This is a genomic window from Castellaniella sp. (assembly GCF_049671645.1).
Lineage (GTDB): Bacteria > Pseudomonadota > Gammaproteobacteria > Burkholderiales > Burkholderiaceae_B > Castellaniella.
Genome location: NZ_JBATVG010000015.1, coordinates 148448 through 173452 on the forward strand (window position 1 = coordinate 148448; position 25005 = coordinate 173452).

A 25005-nucleotide genomic window follows, 5' to 3' on the forward strand; every position below is an offset into this window, starting at 1 on the left:
TCCCCATGACTGCCATTGCCCTTCCCCATCCGACCGGTCTCGGCGCGACCGCGCAACTGAACGCCGAAGGCCGGCTCGTGCGCGGCATCCTGATGGGTGTCGCCTGCGTTTTTCTGACCTTGTTCCTGTTCATTCCGCTGCTGGCCGTCTTTCATGAGGCGCTGGCCAAGGGATGGGCGGCGTGTGTGGCCGCCATTGCCGATCCCGATGCGCTGGCGGCCATCCGACTCACGCTGACGGCGGCCGCCATCGCCGTCCCCTTGAATCTGGTGTTCGGCGTGTGCGCGGCCTGGGCGGTCACCCGCTTTGAATTTCGCGGCAAGCAACTGCTGATCACCTTGATCGACCTGCCCTTTTCGGTGTCCCCCGTCATTGCCGGACTGATCTACGTGCTGTTGTTCGGCGCTCAGGGCTGGTTCGGACCCTGGCTGCAGGCGCATGACATCCAGATCCTGTTCGCCGTGCCGGGCATCGTGCTGGCCACCATCTTCGTCACCGTGCCGTTCGTGGCCCGTGAACTGATTCCATTGATGCAGACCCAGGGCAGCGACGAGGAAGAAGCCGCCATCGTCCTGGGGGCATCGGGCTGGCAGGTGTTCTGGCACGTCACGCTGCCCAATATCCGATGGGGGCTTTTTTATGGCGTGATCCTGTGCAATGCCCGCGCCATGGGTGAATTCGGCGCGGTGTCGGTCGTCTCCGGCCATATCCGGGGGCTGACCAACACCCTGCCCCTGCACGTCGAGATCCTCTACAACGAATACAACTTCGCCGCCGCCTTCTCGGTGGCGTCCCTGCTGGCGTTGCTGGCGCTGCTGACGCTGGCCCTGCAATCCCTCGTTCAATGGCGACTGCGCGCCCAGACCGCCCGCGTCGCATCGGAGTCTCTCTCATGAGCATCGAAGTCCGTCACATCCACAAGCAATTCGGCGCGTTCACGGCGCTGGACGATGTATCCCTGGCCTTCCCGGACGGCCGGCTGACCGCCCTGCTGGGGCCTTCAGGCTGCGGCAAGACCACGTTGCTGCGCATCATCGCCGGGCTCGAGCACCCGGACCGGGGCCAAGTCCTGCTGGAGGGCCAGGATGCCTCCCGCACGCACGTGCGCCAACGCCAGGTCGGATTCGTCTTTCAACACTATGCATTGTTCAAGCATATGACGGTGTTCGAGAACGTGGCCTTCGGCCTGCGGGTCAAGCCGCGCCGGGAGCGCCCGAGCGAACGCCAGATCCGCGACAAGGTCATGGGGCTGCTGGAGCTGGTGCAACTGGCATGGCTGGCCGACCGCCGGCCCGCCGCCTTGTCGGGGGGACAGCGCCAGCGCATCGCTCTGGCTCGCGCCCTGGCGGTGGAGCCGCGCGTGCTGCTTCTCGACGAACCCTTTGGCGCCCTGGATGCCAAGGTCCGCAAGGAACTGCGGCGCTGGTTGCGCCGCCTGCATGACGAACTGCAGATGACCAGTCTGTTCGTCACGCACGATCAGGAAGAAGCGCTGGAAGTCGCCGATGAAGTCGTCATCATGAATCAGGGCCGGGTGGAACAGGCCGGGACTCCGCAAACGGTCTATGACCAGCCGGAAACCGCCTTCGTCTATGGTTTCCTGGGACATGTGAATCTGTTTCAAGGACGTGTGCGCGACGGCCGGCTGCACACCGGCGGCGCGGCTCTGGACATGCCGGGGCTGGACGGCGCAGCCGATGCGCCCGGCACCGCCTATGTCCGGCCGCATGACATCCAGATCGAGCCTTGGCCGCCCGCCGGCCAGCCGCCCGCGCACCGGAAGGGGCTGCTGGTCGATCTGCAGCGGGCCCATGCATTCGGGCCGCTGGCCCAGTTGGAGCTGCGGCGTGAAGACACACAGGAAATCATCGAGGTCGTCATGCCCAGCCAGGAATTCGACCGGATCCGCGCGCAAGGCCATCGGCGCTTCATCGCCCGGCCCCGTCACGCGCGGGTTTTCCTGAGTTAACGTCCCTGCGGGGTATCCTCGAAGCGCCCCAGGTCGAAATAGCGTGAAAAAGAGGATTTGTCGCCTCCGGTCCCGGCCTGGCCGGACCCGCCCGGAGCGGGCGCAGTTGCGGGCGCGGCACCCTGCCCGGCGGCATCGGGCGCGACGGGCGACGCCTGCACGTCCTGCGGGCCGGTGGTCTGACCCTGCCGGCGGCGCTGCTCCACCTGCTTCGCCACCGCCGTCAACTGCGCGGCCAGCCGCGTGTGGTTGCGCTTGAGCGCCCAGTCGGCTGCCGTTTCACGCGCCTCATTGAACATGGTCGGGTCCGCGCCCTGCGACAATAGAAGCTGCACGATGTCGGGCTTGCCCGACAGGGCGGCCATCATCAGGGGCGTGGTGCCGTCCGGCCCCGGGGCATTGACGATCGCGCCCCAGTCGATCAGCAGCCGGGCCGTATCGACCTGGCCCTTGGACGCCGCATAGTGCAGCGGCGTCCACCCCAGGCGGTTGACCTGGGCGCCGGCCTGGATCAGCCCGGCGGCCCGCTCGTTCTGCCCCAGGATGCACAAATACATCAGAGCGGTTTCGTCATGGGCGTTGGGTTGATCGACTTTCACACCCGGGGCGATCCGCAACACATCGAAGACACGCCAGGATTGTTCCCGGGCCGCCTGCGTCAGCGCCGGGTTGCCCAGGGAATTCACCGCATTGGGATCCACGCCGCGCAACAGCATGCTCTGGACGGTGGACACATCATCGCGGCGGATGGCGGACCACCAGTCCGCCGTCGGCGCCTGGCGGGCCTGGGCCGCGAAGGCGCACAGCAGGCCGCTCAGCAGGAACGCGGCCAGCCACAGCCCCGACAACCGGCGGCCTGAAAACGAACAGACCCGCCCGGCCGGGCTGGTCTCTCTGAAAGGCGCTATCTTGCAATGGGACCGCATGGCGGAAACCTCCGTCAGAAAATATCGGTGTGCCGGACAAAGATCCGCTGGCCGCCCGGACTCTTGCCTCGGGCGCGCGCCAGGCTCTATCGCTTGATTTTGTTGAACAACGCGAAGTAGTTGTCCGTCGTGCTCTGTTCGATGACGGACACCGGCACGCCGCGCAATTCAGCGATCTTTTCCGCCACGTGTATGACTTTGGACGGGTCGTTCAGCTTGCCGCGGTACGGCACCGGCGCCAGATAAGGGGAATCGGTTTCGATCAGCATGCGATCCAGCGGAACCTTGCGCGCAACGTCCTGCAGGGATGCGGCGTTCTTGAAGGTCACGATGCCGGAAAAGGAAATATAGAACCCCAGATCCATGGCGGCCCGGGCTACGTCCCACGATTCCGTGAAGCAATGCATCACGCCGCAGTCGGCCTGCTCCTCGCGCATCAGGCGGATGGTGTCGTCGGCCGCCGAGCGGGTATGGATGATCAGCGGCAGGCCCGTCCGGCGAGCGGCCCGGATGTGCACGCGAAAGCGGTCCCGCTGCCAGTCCAGCGGTTCGGGCAGTCGATAATAGTCCAGGCCGGTTTCACCGATGGCCACGACCTTGGGGTGAGCCGCCCGGGTCAGCAGATCGTCCAGCGTGGGCTCCACGGTATCGGCGTCTTCCGCATCATTATCCGGATGCACGCCGACCGAGGCATGCAGGTGGGGGTGCGCCTCCACCAGGGTCATCAGGCCCGGCCAGTCGCGCAGGTTGACGCTCACCACCAGCGCATGCTCGACCTGGTTGGCGCGCATGCGCGCCAACACATCGGGCAGCTGGGCGGTCAGGTCGGGGAAATTCAAGTGGCAGTGGGAATCGACGTACATACGGTGGCAACATCAAGGTTGGCGGCCTGGCGCAGGACGCACGGCCTGCAGCAGACGCTGGGCGGCATAATCGCCCAACAGTTTAGGGTTCAGGGGATGCTGGGCCAGGCGGCGCTGCTCCTGCAGCCATTGGCCGGCCTGGGCCAGGACCCTGGCATCCAGGGCGCGGGCAATCCGCTGTATGTCCCCGTCCTGTTCAGGATAATACCGCGCGGGCAGCTTGTGGGTGGCCATGCTCAGGTCCAGCCAGAGCCGCTGAAAACCATCCATCCAGACGACGGGCTCCAGCGCCACCAGAGCGTCGGCCAAAGGGGCGGATGCCCCGCCGCTGCCCGCCAGATCCAGAAACAGGCTGAGCCAGGCCGGAACGGACGGCTGCTGCGCCTGAGCCTGTTCCAGGGCCGACAGAGGGGCGCCGCCCGCCGCCGCCAGGCGCGTGGCGGCGTGATCCACCTTGTGCTGCTGCAGCCAGGCCAGCGCCTGCCCCGCGTCGGGGACCGGCAGCGGCAGACGCCGGCAGCGGGACACCAGCGTGGGCAGCAGCCGATCCGGCGCCTGGGCCACCAGCAGGAAAACCGTGTGCGCCGGAGGCTCTTCCAGGATCTTCAGCAAGGCATTGGCGGCGATGGTATTCAGCGATTCCGCGGGATACAGCAGCGCCACTCTCCAGCCGCCACGGTGCGTGGCGGTATTGAACCAGGGCAGCAGGCTGCGGATCTGCTCGATGCGGATGTCCTTCGACGGCTGCTTCTTGGCGCCCGATTCGTCGCCGTCCTCGAGGGCCGCGCCTTCGTGAGCCGCCACCGCGTCGGGGCGGATGCGGCGCAAATCCGGATGATTGCCGGCCTGCACCCAGCGGCAGGCCTGGCATTGACCGCAGGCCAGGCCCGATTGCGGAGATTCGCACAGCAGGCTGGCGGCGCCTGCAGCCGCGAAAGCCTGCTGGCCGATGCCCGGCAGGCCATGAATCAGCCAGGCATGCGCAAAACGATCCCGGGTCGCCAGCCAGTCGCGGGCCAGCGCCTGCTGCCAGGGCAGGAACTCGAATGCCGTCATGCGCGGCCTCTTGTTTCGCCGGAAACGGCGGCAGTGCCATAGGCCCGCAGCAAGTCCCGCAAGGCCGCCTCCAGACCGGTGCGGATGTCCGGAATGCTGCGACGGGCATCAATGAGGCGAAACCGCGTCGGGTCCTCGGCCGCCCGGGCGTGATAGGCTTGGCGGGTCCGTTCGAAAAACGCCGCGCCTTCCTGCTCGAAGCGATCCGCCGCCGCCCTGCCCTGCATCAGGCGCGCGCGCGCTGTTTCCAGCGGCACGTCGAACAGAAACGTGCAATCCGGCCCCTGCCCTTGCTGCACCCAGTCTTCCAGCACGCGAATGGCCGGCGCCCCCAGCTCGCGCCCGCCGCCCTGATAGGCGAAGGAGGCATCCGTATAGCGATCGCACAGCACCCACTGGCCGCGTTCCAGCGCCGGCAGGATACGGGTGCGCCAATGCTCGTTGCGGGCCGCGAACATCAGCAAGGTTTCGGTGCGCAATTCCATGGCCTGATGCAGCACCAGCTCGCGCAATTGTTCGCCCAGCGGCGTGCCGCCGGGTTCGCGGGTTTCCAGCAAGTCGACGCCGGCGCCGCGCAGCCAGTCGGCCATCCAGCCCGCATGCGTGCTTTTGCCGGCCCCGTCCAGGCCTTCCAGGGTGATGAAGCAGCCGCGCCGCGCCATAAGATCAGTTCCGCTTCAGGATGTATTTGCCGACCGCCTGGTTGTGCGCCGACAGGTTCTTGGAAAATTCGCTGGTGCCGTCGCCCCGGGAAACGAAATACAGAAAATCGTGCCGTTCCGGGTGGGTGGCGGCCATCAGGGCCGCCTTGCCGGGGTTGGCGATCGGGGTGGGCGGCAAGCCCGCCCGCGTATAGGTGTTCCAGGGCGTATCCTGCTCCAGGTCTTTCTTGCGCAGGCGGCCCTGGTAGCGATCGCCCATGCCGTAGATCACCGTGGGATCGGTCTGCAGCGGCATGCCGATGCGCAAGCGGTTGATGAAGACGCCGGCGATGCGGGCCCGGTCGCTGCCGTGGCCGGTTTCCTTTTCCACGATGGAGGCCAGAATCAGCGCCTGGTAGGGCGTTTCCAGCGGCAGGCCCTGGTCGCGTTCAGCCCACAGGCGATCCAGCGTCTGGCGGCCCGCCTGGGCGGCGCGGCGCAGGATATCCAGATCGGACGTTCCCGGCGCGAAGACATAGGTATCCGGATAGAACAGGCCTTCCAGGGACGCCTCGTCCAGCCCGAGCTTGCGCGCGATGGCGGCGTCATCCATGCCCTGCGTGTCGTGCCGCACCTGCGGGTCCGCATCCAGGGCCGTGCGCATCTGGGCGAATGTCCAGCCTTCGGGAAAGGTCAGCCGCGCCTGGGTCATATCGCCGTTGGCCATGCGTTCCAGCAACAGCCAGGGCGTATCCCCGGCGCGGGCCTCGTAGGCGCCGGCCTTGAGCAGTTTGTCGCGGCCGCTGAGCCGTGCCAGCCAGACGAAGGCATGGGGGTTGACCTCGATGCCGGCCGCCTGCATGGCCTGGGCGATCTGCCGCGGCGTGCTGCCCATGTCGATGATGTAGTCGACGACCGGCGTCTGCATGGGGACCGGCCGCTTCCAGCCCCACCAGGCCGCGCCGCCGATGCCGGCGCCGATCAGCGCCAAGCATACGATCAGCAGCCAGATGGACAGTCGCAATAGCTTTCTCATGGACGCCAGTTTAACTGGAACGCCACCGGAAGCGCCGGAAGGGATGTTACTTTTCGCAGCGCTTCAGGCCGCGCTCTCGCCGAGGATCAGACGATCCATCTCCGCCTTGGGCGTGTTGCAATATTCCCGCGCCAGCATCAGGTAGAACGCCAGCCCGATCAGCACCCAGCATCCCAGGGCGATCCAGGCGGGTGTTTCCAGGAAGGCGGGCGAACCCGGCACGAGCAGCAGGCCCAGCAGGCCGATGCTGCAGAGCATCCCCGCCAGGGTGATCAGCTTCTTGCCGGGGGCGACTTCCTTGCAGAAGGCCGGCGCCCGCTGCGCATCCGTCCATTTGAACAGCCGGTAGGCGACCGCGCAGTAGTAGATGAAGGCGATCGAAATGCCCACGGCGGACATGTCCACGACCCACAGCAGCACCGAGCGGCCGAACCAGGGCGCCAGCAGGCAGATCGAGCAGATGAACACGATGCTGGCATACGGCGTGCCGTGCTTGTCGTGAAGGCGGCAGAACACGGCAGGCAGCGCCTTGGCGCGGCTCATGGCGAACATCAGCCGGCTGCACGAGATATAGAAGCCGATCAGGCCCGTGAAGATGCCCATGCACAACGCCACCACCAGAGCGGTCAGGCCCGCGGCGCCCAGGACATCCTGAACCGCCTGCCCCGTGCCCCACACGTCATGGCGGCCCACCAGATCCATCCACGGCATGGCCAGGCCCGTCGCGACGATCATGATGGAATAATGAGCGGCCGCCACGGCCAGCGCGGCCAGGATCAGGAAGGTCGCTTTGGCGGGCGAGAAATTGAATTCTTCGGCGGCCTGAGGGACCGTGTCGAACCCGACATAGGCCCAGGGCGAGATGGCCACGATGGCCGCGATCGCGGACCACGACGGCAGGCCCGGCTTATAGAGCGGCAGCAGGTTGCTGAAGGAGGTCGAGGGCGCGGCCGACATGGCGACCGTCACCCCGGTCGCGGCGACGATCAGCAGGATGCAGAAATAGAATTGCGTCTGCGCCGTGGCGTCCGCCCCCCGGACATTCAACCAGGCAAACAGCACCAGAACGGCGCTGGCGATCAAGACCTCGACGAAATACACGTCCCAGCCGGCCATGTTGTAGAGCAGGCCCACTTTGACGGTGTCCGGCACCAGGAACTTGATCATCAGCCCGAAGGCCGAGGCATTGAGCGCCACGATGGCGGCATAGCCCAGGATCAGGAACCAGCCGCACAGGAAAGCATGCTTGCGGCCGAACGCCAGGTAGGCATAGGTGAACGCGCCGCCGGTGATCGGGTACGCCTTCACCAGAAAGCCGGTGCTCAGGCCGACCAGGCTGAGGATCAGGCCACCGATCCACAGTCCGATGATGACCCCCAGGGGGCCTGCCATGTTCATCCATTCCACCGGCAGCACGAAACTGCCCCAGCCGATGGCCGAGCCGAAGGCGATGGCCCAGACCCAATGGGGCTTGAAAGTTTTCTCGAGGGTGACTCTACCCGACACGATTGTCTCCTGGAAATATCATTTTTTTATTATTGTGGTTTCAATAATAGAAATTCAAAGCTCAGTCTATGGGATTTCCCATGAAGCGCGTAGGACCACCGCCGGGCTATCGTAGGAACCAGACGCGCGGCGGGCGAAAGCGGAGCCTTCTACGAAAAAGGACTGCCCCCCGGGGCAGTCCTTTTCGGCCACGGCGCTCACGCGCCTTCCGAGACTCGATCAGAGCACCTCGTCTCTCAGGTAGTAGTACTTGTAGAACATCGCCTGCCCCAGGCGGCGGAACGGCGCGAAGAGATGGCCTTGCAGGGGCGAGTTGTAGATCGGCAGATCCCATTGCGGACCGTTCTTGCCGACGACGCGCTCGGCCAGGCGCCGACCCGCCTGGGCGGAAAACGACACACCGTTGCCGCCATAGCCGATGGCATAGTAGATCTGCTGGCCGGGGTCCGGCTGCGTGATCCGCGGCATCATGTCGTGGCTGACATCCACCCAGCCCCACCAGGAATACGCGATCGGCACGTCCTTCAGCGTCGGGAACTTGCGCGCAAGGCCCTGTTTGAGCAGATCCAGGTGCCTGGGGTTTTCCGCGTCCGCGCCCTTGAGCGCGCTGCGGCTGCCAATCTGCATCGAGCCGTCGGGCAGCAGGCGATAGTAAAAGCGCAGCGTGCGGGTGTCCGTGATGAACGTCGTGCTTTTCAGGCCGGCCTCATCCCGTTCCTGCTGTGTCAGCGGGCGCGTCACCATCGAATTCGACAGGATCGGCATGATCTTGTTGCTGAGCAGCGGGTGCAGGCCCTGGGGCGTGTAGCCGCCCGTCGCCACGGCAACGCGGCGCGCGCGCACCGTGCCGCCCGGCGTGCGCAGGTGGTGGACGCCGCCGATGGTCTCCCAGCCATGGACCGGACTGCCGGTATAGATCTTGACGCCCAGTTCACGCAGGCGCTTCAGATAGCCGAAGGCCAGCTTCAGCGGATGGATGCCGACGCCTTCGGGTTCGTGCAGCGCACCGGCCGCTTCGCGGTCCATGGCATAGCGTTCCCACAGCTCTTCGCGGCTCAGCATCCGGGTGTCGTAGCCGAACTGCTCGCGCATGACGCGACACAGGTTTTCAAGGAACGCCATCTTCTTGGGACGATGCGCCGTGTACAGGTGGCCGCCGGGCTGGGCGTCGCAGGGAAACCGCGCCACCAGGCTCTTCCAGTAGTCGAAGCCTTCATGGATTTCCGCATCCAGGCGTTTGGCGGTTTCCAGGCCCCAGCGCTCGATCCACTGCGTTCGGTACAGGCGCCCCGATGCGTTCTGCCCCTGGCCGCCATTGCGGCTGGTGCACCCCCACGATTCCTGATTGGCTTCCAGGATGATGGGGATGACGCCGTGCTCTTCGGCCAGGTTCAAAGCCGTCACCAGTCCGGTGAAGCCCGAGCCGATGATCACGACATCCGCATCCATATCCTGGGTGACCGGGCCGTCGTCGGGCGGCGGGTCCCCCGCCGTCCCCACCCAATACGTGGGTGCGTATTGCTGGTTGCGGCCCGAGGGCGAGACCAGCGGGTCGTAGCGCGGATCGTAGGGGCTGGAGGCCCGCGGTGCCGCTGCCGACGAGCGCTCTTGCGCGCCGCCCAGTGAAGCTGAAGTCAAAGTAGCCATGATGTCTCCGGACAATAAAGGCCCAGCGCGAGCGGTTCAGGCTTGTGCAGGCAGATTGGGGCGCTGTTTGCGAAACGCGTTCTTGACCAGGATCTTGCCGTCCTTGAAGACCAGCAGGTCCACCATATTGGCTTCGATCCTGGACCCATCGGCCGCCGTCCCGGTAAACGTGGATTCCATGACGCCGCGATCCCCGGACACCCAGCAGCGGGCATCGCGCCAGGCGGCATCCGGAATCGTCTGCCAAGCGGATTCAAAGGCCTTGCGCACCGCCACCGGGCCCTCGTGCCGCGCGCCGCAGACCTGGGGGCCCGCCACGCCCTCGAAGACACAGTCTTCGTGCATGAAGGACATCAGGGCGTCGATGTCATGGCGGTTCCAGGCCTCACCGAAAGCCTCGAGGATGGAAAGCAGTTGATCCTGCGTCATGGGGAAAGTCTCCTGTTGATGTCGCGCCGGCCCGATGATCGGGGCCGCAGCGTCGATGTCCATACAGTAGGAGAACGCCGGGAACTGGTCTAGGGCCAGTGGCTACGTTTCTCTGGCACCAGATCGCCCGGCGGCGCCGGGCCGCCCCGCCCCGCGTCCGGCCAGCGTCCGGATCAGGGACAGCAGCGCCTGCATGCTCACGCCGCTTTCCAGGTCCAGTCCGATCGAATGCGGGTAGTAGCCGCTCAGATCCTGATTGACGCCGATGCCCAGGATCTCGATGCCGCGTTCACGCGTGTAATGGCGGACCATCCGGCGCAAGTGGGCGTCCAGGAAGCCGGGCGGATTGACCAGGATGCTGGCGCTGTCCATCGGGCCGCCATCGGACACCACCCAGAGAATCCTGCGCTGGCTGTCCGGCTGCGCCAGCAAGCGCTCGCAGGCCCACTGCACGGCCTCGCCATCGATGCCTTCGCGAAACAGATCGGGTTTCATGACGGCCGTCAGGCCGAGCCGGCCTTCCCGGCGCGGCATGGTCCGAGACCAGAAAACCAAGTGCTGCACTTCATTCAGGCGGCCCGGGTGCGCGGGCCGCCGCCCGCCGGCCTGCCATTCACGCGCCGGCCGGCCGCCGTTCCAGGCGCCGGTGGTGAAGCCCAGCAACTCGAACGGCACGCCGGCGCGCTCGAAGACGCGTCCCAGCAAGTCCATCAGCAAGGCCAGTTGCGGGCCGTGATGCCGCATCGACCCCGAACAATCGAGGAGCAGCGAAATCCGGGCCTGCGCCACAGGCACATCTTGCTCGCGAAAGAATATCTGGTGGTCGTGGGGCGAACTGATCAGACGCGCCAGCCGGCGGCCGTCGATCAAGCCCTCATCCTGGCCGAACAGGCGGCCTTCCGGCTGGGGCCTGAACAGGGCCCGCTGCAGGGCCTGGGCCAGGCGGGGCAAAGACCACGGCAGCCGGGCGATCTGCCGGTCCAGGCGCTGGCGGTATTCCTGCAACAACGCCGGACGCACCAGATCGACGGCCTGCCGGACACGGTCATGGCGCCGGCTCCAGATCGCATACGCAGCATCATCGGCCGCAACGGCGGCCAGGCTGCCCGAAGCCCGGCCGCCCGTCTCGTTCTCGTCCGCGTCCGGGGGCAGCAGCGCCACGGAAAAATCCAGGTGCCGTTTCGGAGGGCGCCTCTTTTCCCGCCCGATCAGGTCCTGGAACCACCTCGCCAGATCCACCGCCAGGGCTGCCGCGACGGGGGCATAGGCGGCCTGGTCCGCGCGCAGCCGGCGCAAGCGGGACAGCGGCCCGGCCAGCACGGGGCCCATCCGGTAACGGGCGGATTCTGTCAGGTCTTCCAGGCGTTCCGGGATCGGTTCATCGAACAACCGGCTCCTGGCCATCAGGGCGAGGCACAGCAGATGCTGGCCCGGGCGGGTTTCGACCAGGCCAGCCCCCTGGAACAGGAACAGCCAGCGTTCGAAGCGCCAGCGCAGATTGCAGCGCATGCCAGGCCAGCGATCGGGAGCCAGCGCCTCTACACGCCACTGTTCCAGCCATTCGAAGATCAGTTCGGCGACGGGATCCTGCCCGGGGCTCAGGTCTCGGTGCAAGCACGCGTCGGAATGCAGCAGGCGCAGGGCCAGGGCATCGGCCAGCGCCCGATAGGCCGGAGGATCGTCCAGGCCTGGCTGCATCTGCAGATGCGGCGCTCCATCCGGCAGGGGATGATCGCCGTTCCAGGGTCGGCCCGCCTCGAAATGGACCTGCGGCTGGCAGGCCAGCGCCCGCACCAGGGCCGCGGCACGGGCTTCCAGCGCATGGCGGCGGACCCAATCGCGTGCGTCAGGCGCTGCCATGAGGCGCGGACGCGCTGGCGGCGACGGCCAGTTCCTCGTCGAAACAGCGCTGATAGTATTCCGCCACGATGTCCTGCTCCGATGGATCGCACTTGTTCAGGAACGCGTAGCGGAAAGCCCGGGCGGTCGACGAGAAGATCTGCAGGTTTTCCGCCCAGGAAATCAAGGTTCGCGGCGACATCAGCGTGGACAGATCGCCGCTCTGGAAGCCTGCCCGGGTCAGGGTCGCGACTTCAACCATGGCGGCGATCAGGCGGCGCCCTTCGGGGTTGTTCAGCGCAGGCACCTGCACGGCTACGATCTCGGTCTCCGCCTCGGGGCTCAGATAATTCAAGGCCGCCACGATATTCCAGCGGTCCAGCTGCGCATGGTTCAGGCGCTGGACACCGTAATACAGGCCGCTGGTGTCCCCCAGCCCCACGCTGTTGGCGGTGGCGAACAGGCGAAAGCCCGAATGCGGCGCGATGACCCGGTTCTGATCCAGCAGCGTGAAATGCCCATCGCGCTCCAGAATGCGCTGCAGGACGAACATGACCTCGGGTCGGCCGGCATCGTATTCGTCCAGCACCAGCGCCATGGGCCGCTGCAGCGCCCAGGGCAGGATGCCTTCTTTGAATTCGGTGATCTGCTGGCCGTCCCGCAGCACGATCGCATCGCGGCCGACCAGATCCAGGCGGCTGATGTGGCCGTCCAGATTGACCCGGATGCAAGGCCAGTTCAGGCGGGCGGCCACTTGCTCGATGTGCGTGGACTTGCCCGTCCCGTGCATGCCCTGGATCAGTACCCGGCGATTGCAGGAGAACCCCGCCAGGATGGCCAGTGTCGTATCGGGATCGAAGCGGTAGTTCGGGTCGACGGCGGGCACGTAATCACTGGATTCGGTGAATGCCATGACCTCCAGATCGCTGTCCAGGCCAAAGCATTCGCGCACGGACAGATGCTTCGTCTCCCGGTCGGTGTCCACCACGCGTTTCATGACGCTTTCTCTTGGCGCAGCGCCGGCGCGGACCGTTCCGGATAGCTGCAGGCTTCGATGCCCGCGAGCGCATCGGCCGCGCGACGCAGGGCGGGCAGACTGGCGCTGATGCGCTGCCCCTGGAATCGCAGCGTCGGCGCCTGGATGGCGACAGCCAGGTTCGATTTTCCGGACGGCACCGGCACCCGCACGGCGATGCAGGTCAGGCCGGGCAGGAACTCCTCGTTGTCCATGGCATAGCCATCCGCGGCGGCCTGCTGCAATTCGGTTTCCAGTGCGCGCGGATCCGTGATCGTCATCTCCGTGTACTTTTCAAGCGTGCCCGGCACCAGCAGGCGCTTGCGCTGGGAAGGCGTCATTTGCGCCAGGAAAAGCTTTCCGCTGGCCGAGCAATGCACCGGCACCCGCGACCCCGGATGCAGATAGAAGCGCAAAGGGGCCGGCGTTTCCACCCGATCCAGGTACAGGACCTCGCTGCCGGCGCAACTGGTGATATTGCAGCTTTCGCCGACTTCGGCCACCAGCGCGCGCAGCACGTTGCGCCGGGCGCCGTGCACAGTATTGTTCAGCAGCAGGTTTTCCGCGATCCGCCGCAACCGCGCGGCGGTGCTGTAATGACGACCGTCGCCGTCGCGCTGGATCATCCCGGCGCTATCGAGCTGCTGCAGCATGCGATGCAGCGTAGGCTTGGGCAGCCCCAGTTCCTCAACCAGGCTCTGGAGTGAAAAATACTGGTTTTTTTCCGCAATCACTTCCAGGAGCGCAAACAGACGGATGGCAGGAGTATCGCCATCCAGTTTGTTGGACACTGGAACAAGTTCGACTGGACTCATGAGGCGTCACGCTTTATATTTCAATAACAGGAACTTATTGTACCGATTTTAATATTTTTAGCTAGGTTTATCATGCATATCGGAATTGCGGGCGCGGGCGTACTCGGGCGGCTGCTGGCCTGGCGCTTAAGTCGCGCGGGCCATCGGGTGGCCGTCTACGATCCGGCCGCCGGACCGTTGGCCAGGGGCGCCGCCGGCTGGACGGCGGCGGGGATGCTCTCGCCTTCGGCCGAACTGGAATGCGCCGACCTGCAGGTCTTCCAGGATGGGCTGGATTCGATCGGCCAGTGGTCGGATATCGTGGCCGCGCTGCCCGGCGCTCCCGATTTCGACTGCCACGGCAGCCTGCTGCTGGCCCACCGGGGCGACGGGGGCGCCGCCCGCCGACTGGTGGACCTGATCGAACGCAAGGCGCCCGAAGGACACCGTCCGCAGCCACTGGCCCCGGCCGCCCTGGCCAGACTGGAACCGGACATCCACGGCCCTTCGCTGGCCTGGTTCCTGCCCCATGAAGGCGCCATCAATCCCTTGCAGCTCATGCCGGCCTTGCACGCGGGCGCCTTGGGCGTGGACTGGCATTGGCAACAGCCGGTGGACGAGGTCGGCGGGGGATTTCTCGCCGTCGGCGGCGAACGCCACGCTTTCGATCACGTATTCGACGCGCGCGGCCTGGGCCAGCGGCCCGCCGACGGTCCGGCGCAGGGGTGCGCGGACGTGCGCGGGGTGCGCGGCGAAATTTTCCTGGTGCGCGCGCCGGACGTCAGGCTGAGCCGGCCCGTGCGCCTGCTGCACCCGCGCCACCGCGTCTACATCGTGCCGCGCCGCGATCATCATTTCGTCATCGGCGCCACCGAAATCGAAAGCGAGGACCGTTCCCCCGTTTCGCTGCGCAGCACGGTGGAGCTGCTGGCCGCCGCGCACAGCGTGCTGCCCGGCCTCGCCGAGGCGCGCCTCGTGCACGCCGACACCAATCTGCGGCCCGCGCTGCGCGACAATCTGCCTCTGATCGAACACGCGGCGGGGCTGACCCGCATCAACGGGCTGTTTCGCCACGGCTGGATGATCGCGCCGGCCATGACCGCGCGCGCCATCCACCAGGCCGGCATTTCCCTTTCCCTCTCAGGAGCCTCTGCGGCATGAACACCATCTCCATCTACTTCAATGGCGAGTCCCGGTCCGTCCCCGACGGCACGACCCTGCGACAGGCCCTGGAGCTGCTGGCACAGGATCGCGACGCCTTGCAGCCCGCGTCGATCGCCACCGCGCTGAACGGCAGCCACGTCGCCCGCGCCCTGCGGGACCAGACCTCGCTGGCAGCGGGGGATCACATCACCACATTCGCACCCATTGTCGGAGGCTGAACTCATGAGCTGGACCATCGCCGACACAGTGCTCGACAGCCGTTTCTTTCTCGGCACGGCCGCCTACCCTTCCCCCCAGGTCATGATGGATGCCGTGCGCGCCTCCGGCGCGCAGGTCGTCACGGTCGGTCTCAAGCGCCAGGCGGCCGCTGGGACCGGCGGCGGGCAGCCCTTCTTTTCGATGCTCAGGGACCTGGGCTGTCACCTGCTGCCCAATACGGCGGGCTGCGGCACAGCGGCCGAGGCCGTCTCGCTGGCCCATATGGCGCGGGAACTCTTCGACACGTCCTGGATCAAGCTGGAAGTGATCGGGGACGAACATACGCTCCAGCCCGACGTCTTCGAGCTGGTCTCCGCCGCCGACACCCTGACGCGCGACGGCTTCCAGGTCTTCCCTTATTGCACCGACGACCTGATCGTCTGCCAGCGCCTGCTGGACGCGGGCTGCCCCGTGCTGATGCCCTGGGCGGCGCCCATCGGCTCCGGCCAGGGCCTGATTCACCTGTCGGCCTTGCGCACCTTGCGGGAACGGCTGCCCGACACGCCCTTGATCGTCGATGCCGGCATCGGTTCGCCCATGGATGCCGTCCACGCCATGGAACTGGGGTTCGACGCCGTGCTGCTGAATTCAGCGGTCTCGCGCGCCCTGGATCCGGTGCGCATGGCGCAAGCGTTCAAACTGGGCATCCAGGCCGGACGGCTGGCCTGGGAAGCCGGCATCATGGCGGAACAGGACATGGCGGTCGCCACCACGCCGGTATCGGGCCGGCCCTTCGTGCTGGCCTGAGGCCGCACTCGGAAGGGGCCACGGCCCGCTCCCGGGCTATGGCCCCTTCCGAGCTCCGGATCAAGCGGGCTGCAACTGGCGCGAGACCGACCGGCCGATCAACCAGGCGCTGAAGGCCGAGACCACGCCCGCAAAAATCGTATAGGCCACAATCAGCCAGGGCTGGCCATCGTTGAGTCCCAAAAGGGCCGTGGCGATCATGGGAGTGATGCCCGAGGCGAATATCCCGGAAAATTGATAGACGAAGGAAATGCCTGTATAGCGCACCCGGGTATCGAAAAGTTCGCAAAACAGCGCTGCCTCGGGACCATAAACGCTGGCGTAGAAAATACCGAACGGGATGATGATCGACAACCAGACCACCAGCACATGATCCGAATATTGCGTCATCAGCCAGAACGCGGGCAGCGCGGAGATACCCGTCACCAACGACCCCCAGAAATAAGTGCGCGTCCGGCCGATACGATCTGACAAGGCACCGAATATGGGGATGAAGACACACATCACCACGGCAGCAACCATGACGCCTGTGAGTGCGTCCGTACGGTGCAGATTCAGGGTATTGGTCAAATAGCTGATGGAAAAGACAGCAAAAATATTGAAGAACACGCCATCGATATACCGCGCCCCCATGCCTTTGATGATGTTGCCCGGATAGCGTTTCATCATATCGACGAAGGGTATCCTGGACTCTTCGTTGGCTTGCTTCACCCGGGTGAACTCGGGAGTTTCGCGAATGGTCAGGCGGATATACAGGCCCACGAATACCAGACCTGCCGATAGCACGAAACCAACCCGCCACCCCCAGTCGGAAAATGCCTCGTCGCTCAGCGTGGCTGACAGCAGCGCCACCACGCCGGCGGCCAGGCACAGGCCCACCGATAGCCCGATCTGCGGCAAGGAAGCGTACAGCCCACGCTTGCGCGGCGGCGCATACTCGAAGGTCATCAGCACCGCGCCGCCCCACTCCCCACCCAGGCCCAGGCCCTGCAGCACCCGACAGACCAGCAGCAGGATAGGCGCCCAGATGCCGATGGACTCGTAGTTCGGAATGAGGGCGATCAGGAACGTCGACACTCCCATCAGGATCAGCGTGAACACCAGCATGCTTTTCCGCCCGATGCGATCGCCGAAATGGCCGAATATGATGCCTCCGAAAGGCCGAGCCAGGAAGCCCACGGCAAAAGTGGCGTAGGCCAGCATGGTGCCCACCAGGGGATCGTGGGACGGGAAGTATTGCTTGTTGAAAATCAGGCCGGCGACGACGCCGTACAGGAAAAAGTCATACCACTCGATCGTTGCGCCGATGAGCGAAGAAGCAACGACCTTGCGGATTGCAGACAGTGGAGCATTGGACATGGTTTGTCTCCCGGGAATGGAGCCGTTCTTGGTGACGGCTCTCGATTTCTGATTGTCGGAAAACCGGCCTTGGGGACCGGATAAAGCAGTGCCTCGCAAGTCAGGCGATCCGGGCGTCCTCCAGGATGAAGTCGGATGCGCGCTCTGCGACCATCACGGTGGGCACGTTGGTGTTGCCGGACACGATCGTCGGCATGACGGAGGCATCCACCACGCGCAAGCCTTCGATGCCATGCACACGCAGGCGCGCGTCCACGACGGCGTCACGGTCTGTGGCAGGCCCCATCCTGGCGGTGCCGACCGGATGGAAGATCGTGGCGCCGTGTTCGCGGCAGAAGTGCAGGATCTCGTCATCGCTGCGCACTTCGTCACCCGGCCTGAACTCGCGCTTCATCAGGCTGCTGAGCGGCGCCGCGGCTGCCAGGCGGCGGGCATATTTCACGCCGGCGACAGCCGAGCGCCTGTCCCGCTCGGTGTCCAGGTAGTTGGAGTGGATGGCGGGCGCCTGCAGGGGGTCGGCCGACTGGATCCGGATCGACCCGCGCGATTCCGGGCGCAACTGACACATGGAATAGGTGCACCCCGAGAAGTCATGCACCGCGCCGCCCGCCATATCAGCTGACAATGTCCCGAAATGCAGCTGCGTGTCCGCCGTCGGGCTGTCCGGCAAAGCACGATAGAAGGCTGCGCCCTGGTTGATGCCGATCGCCAGCGGCCCGCTACGGAACAGCAGCCACTGCAGGCCCATGCCCGCCTTGCCCCACAATGTGCGCAACTGATCGTTGGTGGTGATGGGCCTGGAGACCTCATAGATCAGGCGGATCTGCAAATGGTCCTGGAGGTTGGCGCCTACCCCGGGCAAATCCTTGACAACGCCGATGCCGTGCTCGCTCAACAGCGCCCCCGGGCCGATGCCCGAGAGCTGCAGGAGCTGCGGCGACTGAACGGCGCCGGCAGAAACGATCACCTCGCGCGCCGCGCGCAACGCCCGTTCCTGGCCGCCTTTGCGGTATGTCACGCCTCGCGCTCGCCGGCCCTCCATGACCAGCCCCGTCACCTGAGCGTCGGTTTCGATACGCAGATTGCTTCGCCCGCGCGCCGGATCCAGATAGGCGACGGCGGTCGAGCAGCGCTTGCCTGCGCGGGTGGTCAGCTGGTAGTAGCCGATTCCTTCGTTGTCGCCCTCGTTGAAATCGCTCCGCCGTTCCAGGCCCAGCTCACCGCCAGCGTCGATCAGCGCCTCGACCAGCGGATGCGGAGTCTTGATGGAGGTGGCGCTCAAAGGCCCCTGCGCCCCCCGGGTGGGGCCTGCGCCCAGGTCATTGGATTCCAGCTTGCGGAAATACGGCAGGCATTGTTCCCAATTCCAGCCCGGATTGCCCAACGCGCCCCAGTGATCGTAGTCCTGCCGCTGTCCGCGGATGTAGATCAGGCCGTTAATGGAGCTGCAGCCCCCCAGCGTGCGCCCACGCGGCCAGTAGATCCGTCGGCCCAGCATATTGTCGTCCGGGTCGGTGTAGAAGCCCCAATTCAGGGTCTCATTGAACATGGTCTTGCCATATCCGATGGGGATATGAATCCAAGGATTGCGGTCCCTGGGCCCTGCTTCGAACAGACAAACGGAGTATTTCCCGTTTTCGCTCAAGCGGTTGGCCAGGACACAGCCTGCTGATCCTGCTCCCACCACGATGTAGTCAACGGTATTGGACATATGGGTTCCAGTCATGCGCGAATCAAACCGGCATCCATCATAGGTACAATTTTTCAAGGTTCCGGATAAACTGATACCCTGTTTCACCAGCAGAACATTAAGTTCCAAAATCACCCCAATGGTGAACACCACAATGGCGAACACGATGACCGGCGCTCCGACCCGTTACCTCCGGGAACTCCGCGTGCTGGAGCAACTGGCCCATACCCAGCATTCACAGACACTGTCCATGCTGGCCCAGCGCCTGGATCTGCCCAAGACCTCGCTGATGCGCCTCCTGGCAACGCTGGTGGAGGCGGGTTTCGTCATCAAGGCGCCGGGTGAACAGGGTTTCCTGCCCGGGCCACGGGCAGCACGGTTGGCGGTCTCCATCCTGAGCACCCCGTACTTCTCCCGATCCGCGCGCGCCATCCTGTCGCAACTAGTGGGGGCCACCGGGGAAAGCTGCAACCTGACGGCCCTGGAAGGCGACAGCATGCGCTATCTGGAACGGGTGGAAACACACCATCCCCTGCGCCTGAGCATGGAGGTCGGAGCCCACGTTCCGCTGCACTGCACCGCCACAGGCAAGCTCATGCTCGCCTTCATGGACGACGCCGCGCGTCAAGCCGTGCTGGATCGGATCACGCTGGCCAGCCACACGCCCAGGACGCTGACGCAGCGCGATGTCCTGGAACAGGACTTGGCGATCACCCGCCAGCGGGGCATCGGCATCGACCACGAGGAATTCATCCTGGGCATGGTGGCCGTGGCCGTTCCGGTGTTCGATGGCAAGGGGCGCATGATTGCCGCCATCGCCAGCCACGGCCCGACCGCCCGGGTCTTGCTGCCGTTCCTGCTCAACCAGATCCCCAGGATGCGGGACGCCGCCGAGCGCATGGAAAAGGTCTTTGCGGATACCGCCCTCTCGCCAACCCCGCCCGCTCACGACTGAGAATCCATGGACCCGCACCTGCCCGCCATCGTGGCGATCCTGTTCGGCGCAACCTTCATCCGTTCCGCCTTCGGTTTCGGCGAAGCGCTGATCGCAGTCCCTCTGCTCGCGTTCGTCATCCCCATCGAAGAAGCCGCGCCGGTGGTCGTGCTGATCTCCATCACGATCGCGGCGCTCATCATCGCCCAGGACTGGCGCCAGATTCACATCGCCAGCGCCGGCAAGCTGTTCCTGGCGACGGTGGTCGGCACACCGCTGGGTTTATGGCTGCTGACCGCCGTGGACGGCGCCATCGTCACCGCGCTGCTGGCGACCGTCATCATCCTCTTTTCCACGTATTGCCTGCTGCGCCGCACACAGGCCGAATTGAAAAACGACCGTTATGCCTGGGGCTTCGGCTTCCTGGCCGGCATCCTGGGGGGCGCCTACGGCATGAGCGGCCCTCCTCTGGTGATCTACGGTACTTTGCGGCGTTGGTCGCCCCAGCACTTCCGGGCCACGCTGCAGGGATATTTCCTGCCGGCCAGCATCCTGACCCTGCTCGGATATGGGATGACGGGCCTCTGGACCGGTTCCGTCACGTACTATTACCTCTGGGCCGCGCCGCCCGCCGTGCTGGCCAGCTTTCTGGGCCGCGCCGTGAACCGCCGCATGAAAGGCCCGGCCTTTCTGCGCTGGGTACACCTCGGCCTGATCGCCATCGGCGCCCTGCTGCTGGCCCGGACACTGGGATGACACGCGTCCGCGCTATCATGGGCGCCAGTTCGATGTGGACTTTGTGGGATTCACCATGGAAATTTTCGCCGCCGACGGCCTTCAGCCACTGCCCGAGTGCGCTCTCGTGCGCATCGAGGGGCCCGACGCCCTGTCGTTCCTGCATGGACAGCTCACCCATGCCATCACCGGCCTGAGCGGCGATCGGGCGGCGCCGGCCGCCTACTGCACGGCTCAGGGCCGCCTGCTGGCCAATGGCGTGCTGTGGCGGGCACAGGATGATTGCGTCATCTGGATGGTCGCGCGGGATCTGGCCGACGGCCTGATCCGACGCTTGCGCATGTTCGTGCTGCGCACCAAGGTCACGATCAGCCTGGACGAAGCCATGCAGATCGCCGGCGCCTGGGGCGCCGGCGCCATCCCGGCCTCGCTGCACGCGGCGCCGGCCTGGACGCGGGCCTCGACCGGGGGCGCCGACTGGATCATGGCGCCGATGTCCCGGGCGCAGCGGCCTGTGGCCTGGCGACTGGCCGATGCCGCCGTTCCGGATGAAGCCGGCGCGGCCCCGGGCGCCTGGCCCGCCCAGCGGCTGGCCGGCGGCTGGCCCTGGATCCAGGCGGCATCCCAGGATCTGTTCCTGCCGGCATCCCTGGACATGGACCTCAACGGCACCATCGATTTCACCAAGGGTTGCTACCCCGGTCAGGAAGTCATCGCCCGCAGCCACTACCGGGGCACGGTCAAGCGCCGCCTGGCGTGCGGAACCGCAGCCTGGACGTCGGGCGCTCCCGCGCCGGGCCCCGCAACGGACCTGTATCCCGCCGGAGAGGCGGGAGGTCGGCCTTCAGGCCGCGTGATCGAATCGGCGGTCCACCGGGGCCTGCTGCACGTGGCGGCCGAAATCACGCTGTCGGACCTGCCGGCCATGCGCTATGCCGTGGGCGCGCCGGACGGCGCGGTATTGGACCTGCGCGCGCCGTCCGAGGCCGCCTGACCCGCAGGCCAGGCGGAGCGCGCCGTTCAGCGCGATTGGTGGTAGAGCTTCAGGATGCTGGAAAAATCCAGCTTTCCATTTCCCTGAGTGCTGTGCAGGGCGTACAGATTGCGGGCCAGCTCGCCCAGAGGGGTCGTAGCGCGCGACTGCATGGAGGCCTCCGCCGCCAGCCCCAGGTCCTTGAGCATCAGATCCACGCCGAAGCCGCCCTCGTAATCGTGCGAAGCGGGCGCATGGTCCATGACGCCGGGCCAGGGATTGTAGAGTTCCGTCGCCCAGTTGCGCCCGGAGCTTTTGGCGATGATGTCCGACAGGGTTTTCGGGTCCAGGCCATTGGCCACACCCAGGGCCAGGGCTTCAGCCGTGCCGGCCATCTGGATGCCCAACAGCATGTTGTTGCAGATCTTCGCCACCTGCCCCGCCCCTGCGTCGCCGGCATGAAAGATGTTCTTGCCCATGACCTGCAGATACGGCCTGGCCGATTCCAGATCGGCATCCGCGCCGCCGACGATGAAGGTCAAGGTCCCTGCCACAGCCCCGCCCGTGCCGCCCGACACCGGCGCATCCAGCATGCGGATGCCGCATGCGGCCGCGGCCGCCGAGACCTTGCGGGCCGATTCCGGGGCGATCGTGCTGCATTCCAGCACCAGGGTCCCTTTGGCGATCGACTTCAACAGGCCCTTGTCCCCCAGATACAGCCCTTCGACGTGACGGCTGGCCGGCAGCATGGTGACGACCAGGTCGACTCCCGCCACAGCCTCGGCCGCCGTCGCGACTGCCGTGGCCCCGGCCTGAGTGGCGGCCTTCAGGGCTGCGGGCACCAGATCAAAGACCTTCAGGGCATGGCCCGCCTTCAGCAGGTTCTGCGCCATCGGGCCGCCCATGTGGCCCAGGCCGATGAAACCAATCGTGCTGCTCATTGTGTGTCTCCTTGAAATTATTGTGGGGATTCGGTGAGAAGTGTCAGCCCCTGAGATCCGCCAGCGGATGCGCCTGCCCCGCAGGCCAGGGCTGCGCCAGGAAGCGCCTGACCCAGTCCGTCGTTGCCTGTTCCAGGGTGGCGGGCCGCCAGCGGGGGGACTTGTCCTTGTCGATCAGCAACGCGCGGATGCCCTCGCGGAAATCGGGTTCGGCGCAGCAGTGCAGCGACGCGACGTATTCCATGCGGAAGGTGTCCGCCAGAGACTGGCAGCGGGCCCGGCCCAGCAGGGTATGGCTCAGCCTTGCCGAACCCGGCGAACCAGCCAGGAACGTCGCGGCGGCGCGCGCCAGCCAGGGATCGGCGTGGCGCTTCCAGGCCGCGATGGCGGCAGCGATCTGCAGCAGATCGGAGCGGCCGCAGGCGCGGCGGATTTCAGTCGAATGTCGCTGCAAGGGGCCCGGTTCCGGAGTGTCCAGCGACAGGGCATCCAGCACCGTATCGACCTGCGCCGCGTGTTGGGCTGCGGCGCCGGACCAATCGACCGCGGCCAAGGCGTCGATCAGCGCATCGAAGCCATCCGCCGCGCAGACCCGATCCGCCAGGCCATAATGCAGACAGTCCGAGGCGCCCAGCTGGGCGCCCGTGAACGCCAGGAATTCGCCGATGCCGCGTGGCAGGCGGCTGAGCATCCAGGTCCCGGCTACGTCGGGATACAAGCCGATCGTGACCTCCGGCATGGCGAAGCGCGTGGTTTCCGTGACCAGGCGATGGCTGGCTCCCAGCATCAGTCCCACGCCCCCGCCCATGACAATGCCGTTGCCCCAGCACAGCACCGGCTTGGCGTATCGGTGGATCTGGTAATCGAGCCGATATTCGGTTTCAAAGAAACTGCGGGCATGGACGTTGGCCCAGGCGTCCGCCGGGGGACTGTCGAGCATGCTGTGGTAGAGCGCGTGCAGGTCGCCGCCCGCGCAAAACGCCTTGTCCCCCGCGCCATGCAATACGACGGCAGCGATCCGTTCGTCGTCGGCCCAGTCCTGCAGGCGGTCGTCCAGCAGGCGGCTCATGGCCAGGGACAGGCCATTGAGTGTCTGTGGACTGTTCAAGGTCGCCACGCCGATGCGTCGGCCATTGCGGCCGGCCACTTCCTGGAAAAGAACGGGGTCCGGCTGGAGTTCCGGGACAGTCTCGGCGGAATCGGGGGCGCTCATCGCAGATCAGCCTCTTGGGTCAGGATGTGGCGCGCCACGATGACGCGCATGATTTCATTGGTGCCTTCCAGGATCTGATGCACGCGGGTGTCGCGCACCAGCCGTTCCAGCGGGTAGTCTTTCAGGTAGCCATAGCCGCCGTGGATCTGCTGCGCATCCAGGCAGGACTGGAAGCACAGATCCGTGGCGAAACGCTTGGCCATGGCGCAATAGGCGCTGGCCTGGGGATCGCCTTCATCCAGCTTGCTGGCGGCCAGCCGCACCATCTGGCGCGAAGCCACGACATTGGCCAGCAGGTCCGCCAGTTTGAACTGCAGCGCCTGGAAGTCCGCCAGGGGCCGGCCGAACTGGCGCCGTTCGCCCATGTAGCGCCGGGCGGCTTCATAAGCCCCCTGGGCGGCGCCCACCGAGCACGTCGCGATGTTGATGCGCCCGCCGTCCAGGCCCTTCATGGCGAAACGAAAGCCCTCGCCCTCTTCGCCCAGGCGGTTTTCCACCGGCACCCGGACGTTTTCGAACGTGATGGGGCGCGTGGACTGGCTGTTCCAGCCCATCTTGTTTTCCTTGCGGCCGTAGGTGATGCCGGCGGCATCGGCCGGCACGACCAATGCGGAAATGCCGCGCGCGCCCTCGCCGCCCGTGCGGGCCATGACGACCAGCACATCGGTGTCGCCCGCACCCGAAATAAAGGCCTTGGCGCCGTTCAGCACATAGTGGCCGCCCTCGCGCCGCGCGCTGGTGACGAGCGATGCAGCGTCCGACCCCGAGCCCGGCTCAGTCAGGCAGTAGGAGGCGAGTTTTTCGCCGCTGGCCAGCAGCGGCCCCCAATGATCGCGCACGGCGGGCTGCGCCCAGCTGCCGATCATCCAGGTAGCCATATTGTGGATGGTGATGAACGCCGTGGTGGATGGATCCACCGCCGACATTTCCTCGAACACCAGGGTGGCGTCCAGGCGCGGCAGGCCCAGCCCGCCGATGGATTCCGGCGCATACATGGCGCAGAATCCCAATTCCCCGGCCTTGGCGAAGGCTTCGCGCGGAAAGATGTGTTCCTCGTCCCACCGGGCTGCGTGCGGGGCCAGTTCCCCCTGGGCGAATTCGCGGGCAGCCTGTGCAAAGGCCTGTTGTTCTTCGCTGAGGCGAAAATCCATGGTGTATGTCTCCGGATCTAGGGTGATCGCTGCCGCAAGGCGCGGGTAACGCCATCCGGCGCGGCCGGTCCTGGTCAAGGCCGGCCGCCGCGTCGCAGGCCTACTTTAGCACTTGGCGG

At 65.9% G+C, this 25005-nt stretch carries 24 protein-coding genes; 8 read left to right on the forward strand and 16 right to left on the reverse strand.

The features are described 5' to 3' along the window. Positions 1 to 5: 5 nt before the first annotated feature. Together cysW and WBG56_RS07050 are read left to right on the forward strand one after the other, a co-directional pair. On the forward strand, positions 6 to 896 hold the full coding sequence (gene cysW, locus WBG56_RS07045; protein ID WP_424266657.1) for a sulfate ABC transporter permease subunit CysW: 891 nt from the start codon (positions 6 to 8) through the stop codon (positions 894 to 896). Further along, positions 893 to 1969: a sulfate/molybdate ABC transporter ATP-binding protein gene (locus WBG56_RS07050; protein WP_424266659.1), complete on the forward strand. Its 1077-nt coding sequence runs from the start codon at positions 893 to 895 to the stop codon at positions 1967 to 1969. The genes cysW and WBG56_RS07050 overlap by 4 nt, the downstream gene beginning before the upstream one ends. On the opposite strand, the gene WBG56_RS07055 is transcribed toward WBG56_RS07050, so the two are convergent. The 11 genes from WBG56_RS07055 to WBG56_RS07105 all read right to left on the reverse strand — a co-directional run bounded on the left by WBG56_RS07055 (position 1966) and on the right by WBG56_RS07105 (position 13742). Then, positions 1966 to 2895: an ankyrin repeat domain-containing protein gene (locus tag WBG56_RS07055; RefSeq protein WP_424266661.1), complete on the reverse strand. Its 930-nt coding sequence runs from the start codon at positions 2893 to 2895 to the stop codon at positions 1966 to 1968. The two genes, WBG56_RS07050 and WBG56_RS07055, sit on opposite strands and share 4 nt — an antisense overlap. 86 nt (positions 2896 to 2981) lie before the next feature. Beyond that, positions 2982 to 3758 (reverse strand): TatD family hydrolase, encoded by a 777-nt coding sequence (locus WBG56_RS07060; protein WP_424266663.1) that lies wholly within the window; start codon positions 3756 to 3758, stop codon positions 2982 to 2984. Between the two features lie 12 nt (positions 3759 to 3770). Further along, complete coding sequence (gene holB / locus WBG56_RS07065; RefSeq protein WP_424266665.1) at positions 3771 to 4814, reverse strand: DNA polymerase III subunit delta'; 1044 nt, start codon at positions 4812 to 4814, stop codon at positions 3771 to 3773. Further along, positions 4811 to 5476 carry a dTMP kinase gene (gene tmk, locus WBG56_RS07070; protein ID WP_424266667.1) on the reverse strand — a complete coding sequence of 222 codons (666 nt, stop codon included), beginning with the start codon at positions 5474 to 5476 and terminating at the stop codon, positions 4811 to 4813. Before tmk ends, holB begins: the two co-directional genes overlap by 4 nt. A 4-nt stretch (positions 5477 to 5480) precedes the next feature. Continuing rightward, on the reverse strand, positions 5481 to 6491 hold the full coding sequence (mltG, locus tag WBG56_RS07075) for an endolytic transglycosylase MltG (protein ID WP_424266669.1): 1011 nt from the start codon (positions 6489 to 6491) through the stop codon (positions 5481 to 5483). 63 nt (positions 6492 to 6554) lie between these two features. Continuing rightward, a complete protein-coding gene (locus WBG56_RS07080; protein WP_424266671.1) occupies positions 6555 to 7997 on the reverse strand; it encodes an APC family permease in 1443 nt (480 codons plus the stop codon). 219 nt (positions 7998 to 8216) lie between these two features. Then, positions 8217 to 9644 carry an NAD(P)/FAD-dependent oxidoreductase gene (locus WBG56_RS07085; protein ID WP_424266673.1) on the reverse strand — a complete coding sequence of 476 codons (1428 nt, stop codon included), beginning with the start codon at positions 9642 to 9644 and terminating at the stop codon, positions 8217 to 8219. 36 nt (positions 9645 to 9680) lie between these two features. Then, positions 9681 to 10073 (reverse strand): nuclear transport factor 2 family protein, encoded by a 393-nt coding sequence (locus WBG56_RS07090; RefSeq protein WP_424266675.1) that lies wholly within the window; start codon positions 10071 to 10073, stop codon positions 9681 to 9683. Positions 10074 to 10175: 102 nt separating this feature from the next. After that, positions 10176 to 11933, reverse strand: coding sequence for a cobaltochelatase CobT-related protein (locus WBG56_RS07095; RefSeq protein WP_424266677.1), 1758 nt, complete (start codon positions 11931 to 11933; stop codon positions 10176 to 10178). Further along, the gene (locus WBG56_RS07100; RefSeq protein WP_424266679.1) at positions 11920 to 12909 is read right to left on the reverse strand and encodes an AAA family ATPase; all 990 of its coding nucleotides are present in this window, start codon (positions 12907 to 12909) and stop codon (positions 11920 to 11922) included. The genes WBG56_RS07095 and WBG56_RS07100 overlap by 14 nt, the downstream gene beginning before the upstream one ends. After that, positions 12906 to 13742: an IclR family transcriptional regulator gene (locus WBG56_RS07105; protein ID WP_424266681.1), complete on the reverse strand. Its 837-nt coding sequence runs from the start codon at positions 13740 to 13742 to the stop codon at positions 12906 to 12908. The genes WBG56_RS07100 and WBG56_RS07105 overlap by 4 nt, the downstream gene beginning before the upstream one ends. Positions 13743 to 13814: 72 nt before the next feature. On the opposite strand from WBG56_RS07105, the gene WBG56_RS07110 reads away from it, so the two are divergent. From WBG56_RS07110 to WBG56_RS07120, 3 genes are read left to right on the forward strand one after another with little or no spacing between them, the layout of a single operon-like run. Beyond that, positions 13815 to 14882 (forward strand): FAD-dependent oxidoreductase, encoded by a 1068-nt coding sequence (locus tag WBG56_RS07110; protein WP_424266683.1) that lies wholly within the window; start codon positions 13815 to 13817, stop codon positions 14880 to 14882. Further along, the gene (gene thiS, locus WBG56_RS07115; protein WP_424266685.1) at positions 14879 to 15103 is read left to right on the forward strand and encodes a sulfur carrier protein ThiS; all 225 of its coding nucleotides are present in this window, start codon (positions 14879 to 14881) and stop codon (positions 15101 to 15103) included. The genes WBG56_RS07110 and thiS overlap by 4 nt, the downstream gene beginning before the upstream one ends. Before the next feature lie 4 nt (positions 15104 to 15107). Further along, positions 15108 to 15890 (forward strand): thiazole synthase, encoded by a 783-nt coding sequence (locus WBG56_RS07120; protein ID WP_424266687.1) that lies wholly within the window; start codon positions 15108 to 15110, stop codon positions 15888 to 15890. A gap of 60 nt (positions 15891 to 15950) precedes the next feature. On the opposite strand, the gene WBG56_RS07125 is transcribed toward WBG56_RS07120, so the two are convergent. Next, positions 15951 to 17249: an MFS transporter gene (locus WBG56_RS07125; RefSeq protein WP_424266689.1), complete on the reverse strand. Its 1299-nt coding sequence runs from the start codon at positions 17247 to 17249 to the stop codon at positions 15951 to 15953. Between the two features lie 100 nt (positions 17250 to 17349). Further along, positions 17350 to 18960 (reverse strand): GMC family oxidoreductase, encoded by a 1611-nt coding sequence (locus tag WBG56_RS07130; RefSeq protein ID WP_424266691.1) that lies wholly within the window; start codon positions 18958 to 18960, stop codon positions 17350 to 17352. 133 nt (positions 18961 to 19093) lie between these two features. Here WBG56_RS07130 and WBG56_RS07135 point away from each other — a divergent pair, with 133 nt between their 5' ends. The 3 genes from WBG56_RS07135 to WBG56_RS07145 are packed head-to-tail and all read left to right on the forward strand — an operon-like array spanning position 19094 to position 21602. Then, a complete protein-coding gene (locus tag WBG56_RS07135) occupies positions 19094 to 19894 on the forward strand; it encodes an IclR family transcriptional regulator (RefSeq protein WP_424266693.1) in 801 nt (266 codons plus the stop codon). A gap of 6 nt (positions 19895 to 19900) precedes the next feature. Next, entirely contained in the window at positions 19901 to 20629 is a 729-nt protein-coding gene (locus tag WBG56_RS07140; RefSeq protein WP_424266695.1) for a sulfite exporter TauE/SafE family protein, read from the forward strand. A 55-nt stretch (positions 20630 to 20684) separates the two neighbouring features. Next, positions 20685 to 21602 (forward strand): YgfZ/GcvT domain-containing protein, encoded by a 918-nt coding sequence (locus WBG56_RS07145; RefSeq protein WP_424266697.1) that lies wholly within the window; start codon positions 20685 to 20687, stop codon positions 21600 to 21602. 26 nt (positions 21603 to 21628) lie between these two features. Here WBG56_RS07145 and mmsB read toward each other — a convergent pair whose 3' ends face one another. The 3 genes from mmsB to WBG56_RS07160 are packed head-to-tail and all read right to left on the reverse strand — an operon-like array spanning position 21629 to position 24886. Further along, positions 21629 to 22522 (reverse strand): 3-hydroxyisobutyrate dehydrogenase, encoded by an 894-nt coding sequence (mmsB, locus tag WBG56_RS07150; protein ID WP_424266699.1) that lies wholly within the window; start codon positions 22520 to 22522, stop codon positions 21629 to 21631. A gap of 43 nt (positions 22523 to 22565) precedes the next feature. Beyond that, the gene (locus WBG56_RS07155; RefSeq protein WP_424266701.1) at positions 22566 to 23735 is read right to left on the reverse strand and encodes an enoyl-CoA hydratase/isomerase family protein; all 1170 of its coding nucleotides are present in this window, start codon (positions 23733 to 23735) and stop codon (positions 22566 to 22568) included. Beyond that, positions 23732 to 24886 (reverse strand): acyl-CoA dehydrogenase family protein, encoded by a 1155-nt coding sequence (locus WBG56_RS07160; RefSeq protein WP_424266703.1) that lies wholly within the window; start codon positions 24884 to 24886, stop codon positions 23732 to 23734. Before WBG56_RS07160 ends, WBG56_RS07155 begins: the two co-directional genes overlap by 4 nt. Positions 24887 to 25005: the final 119 nt, after the last annotated feature.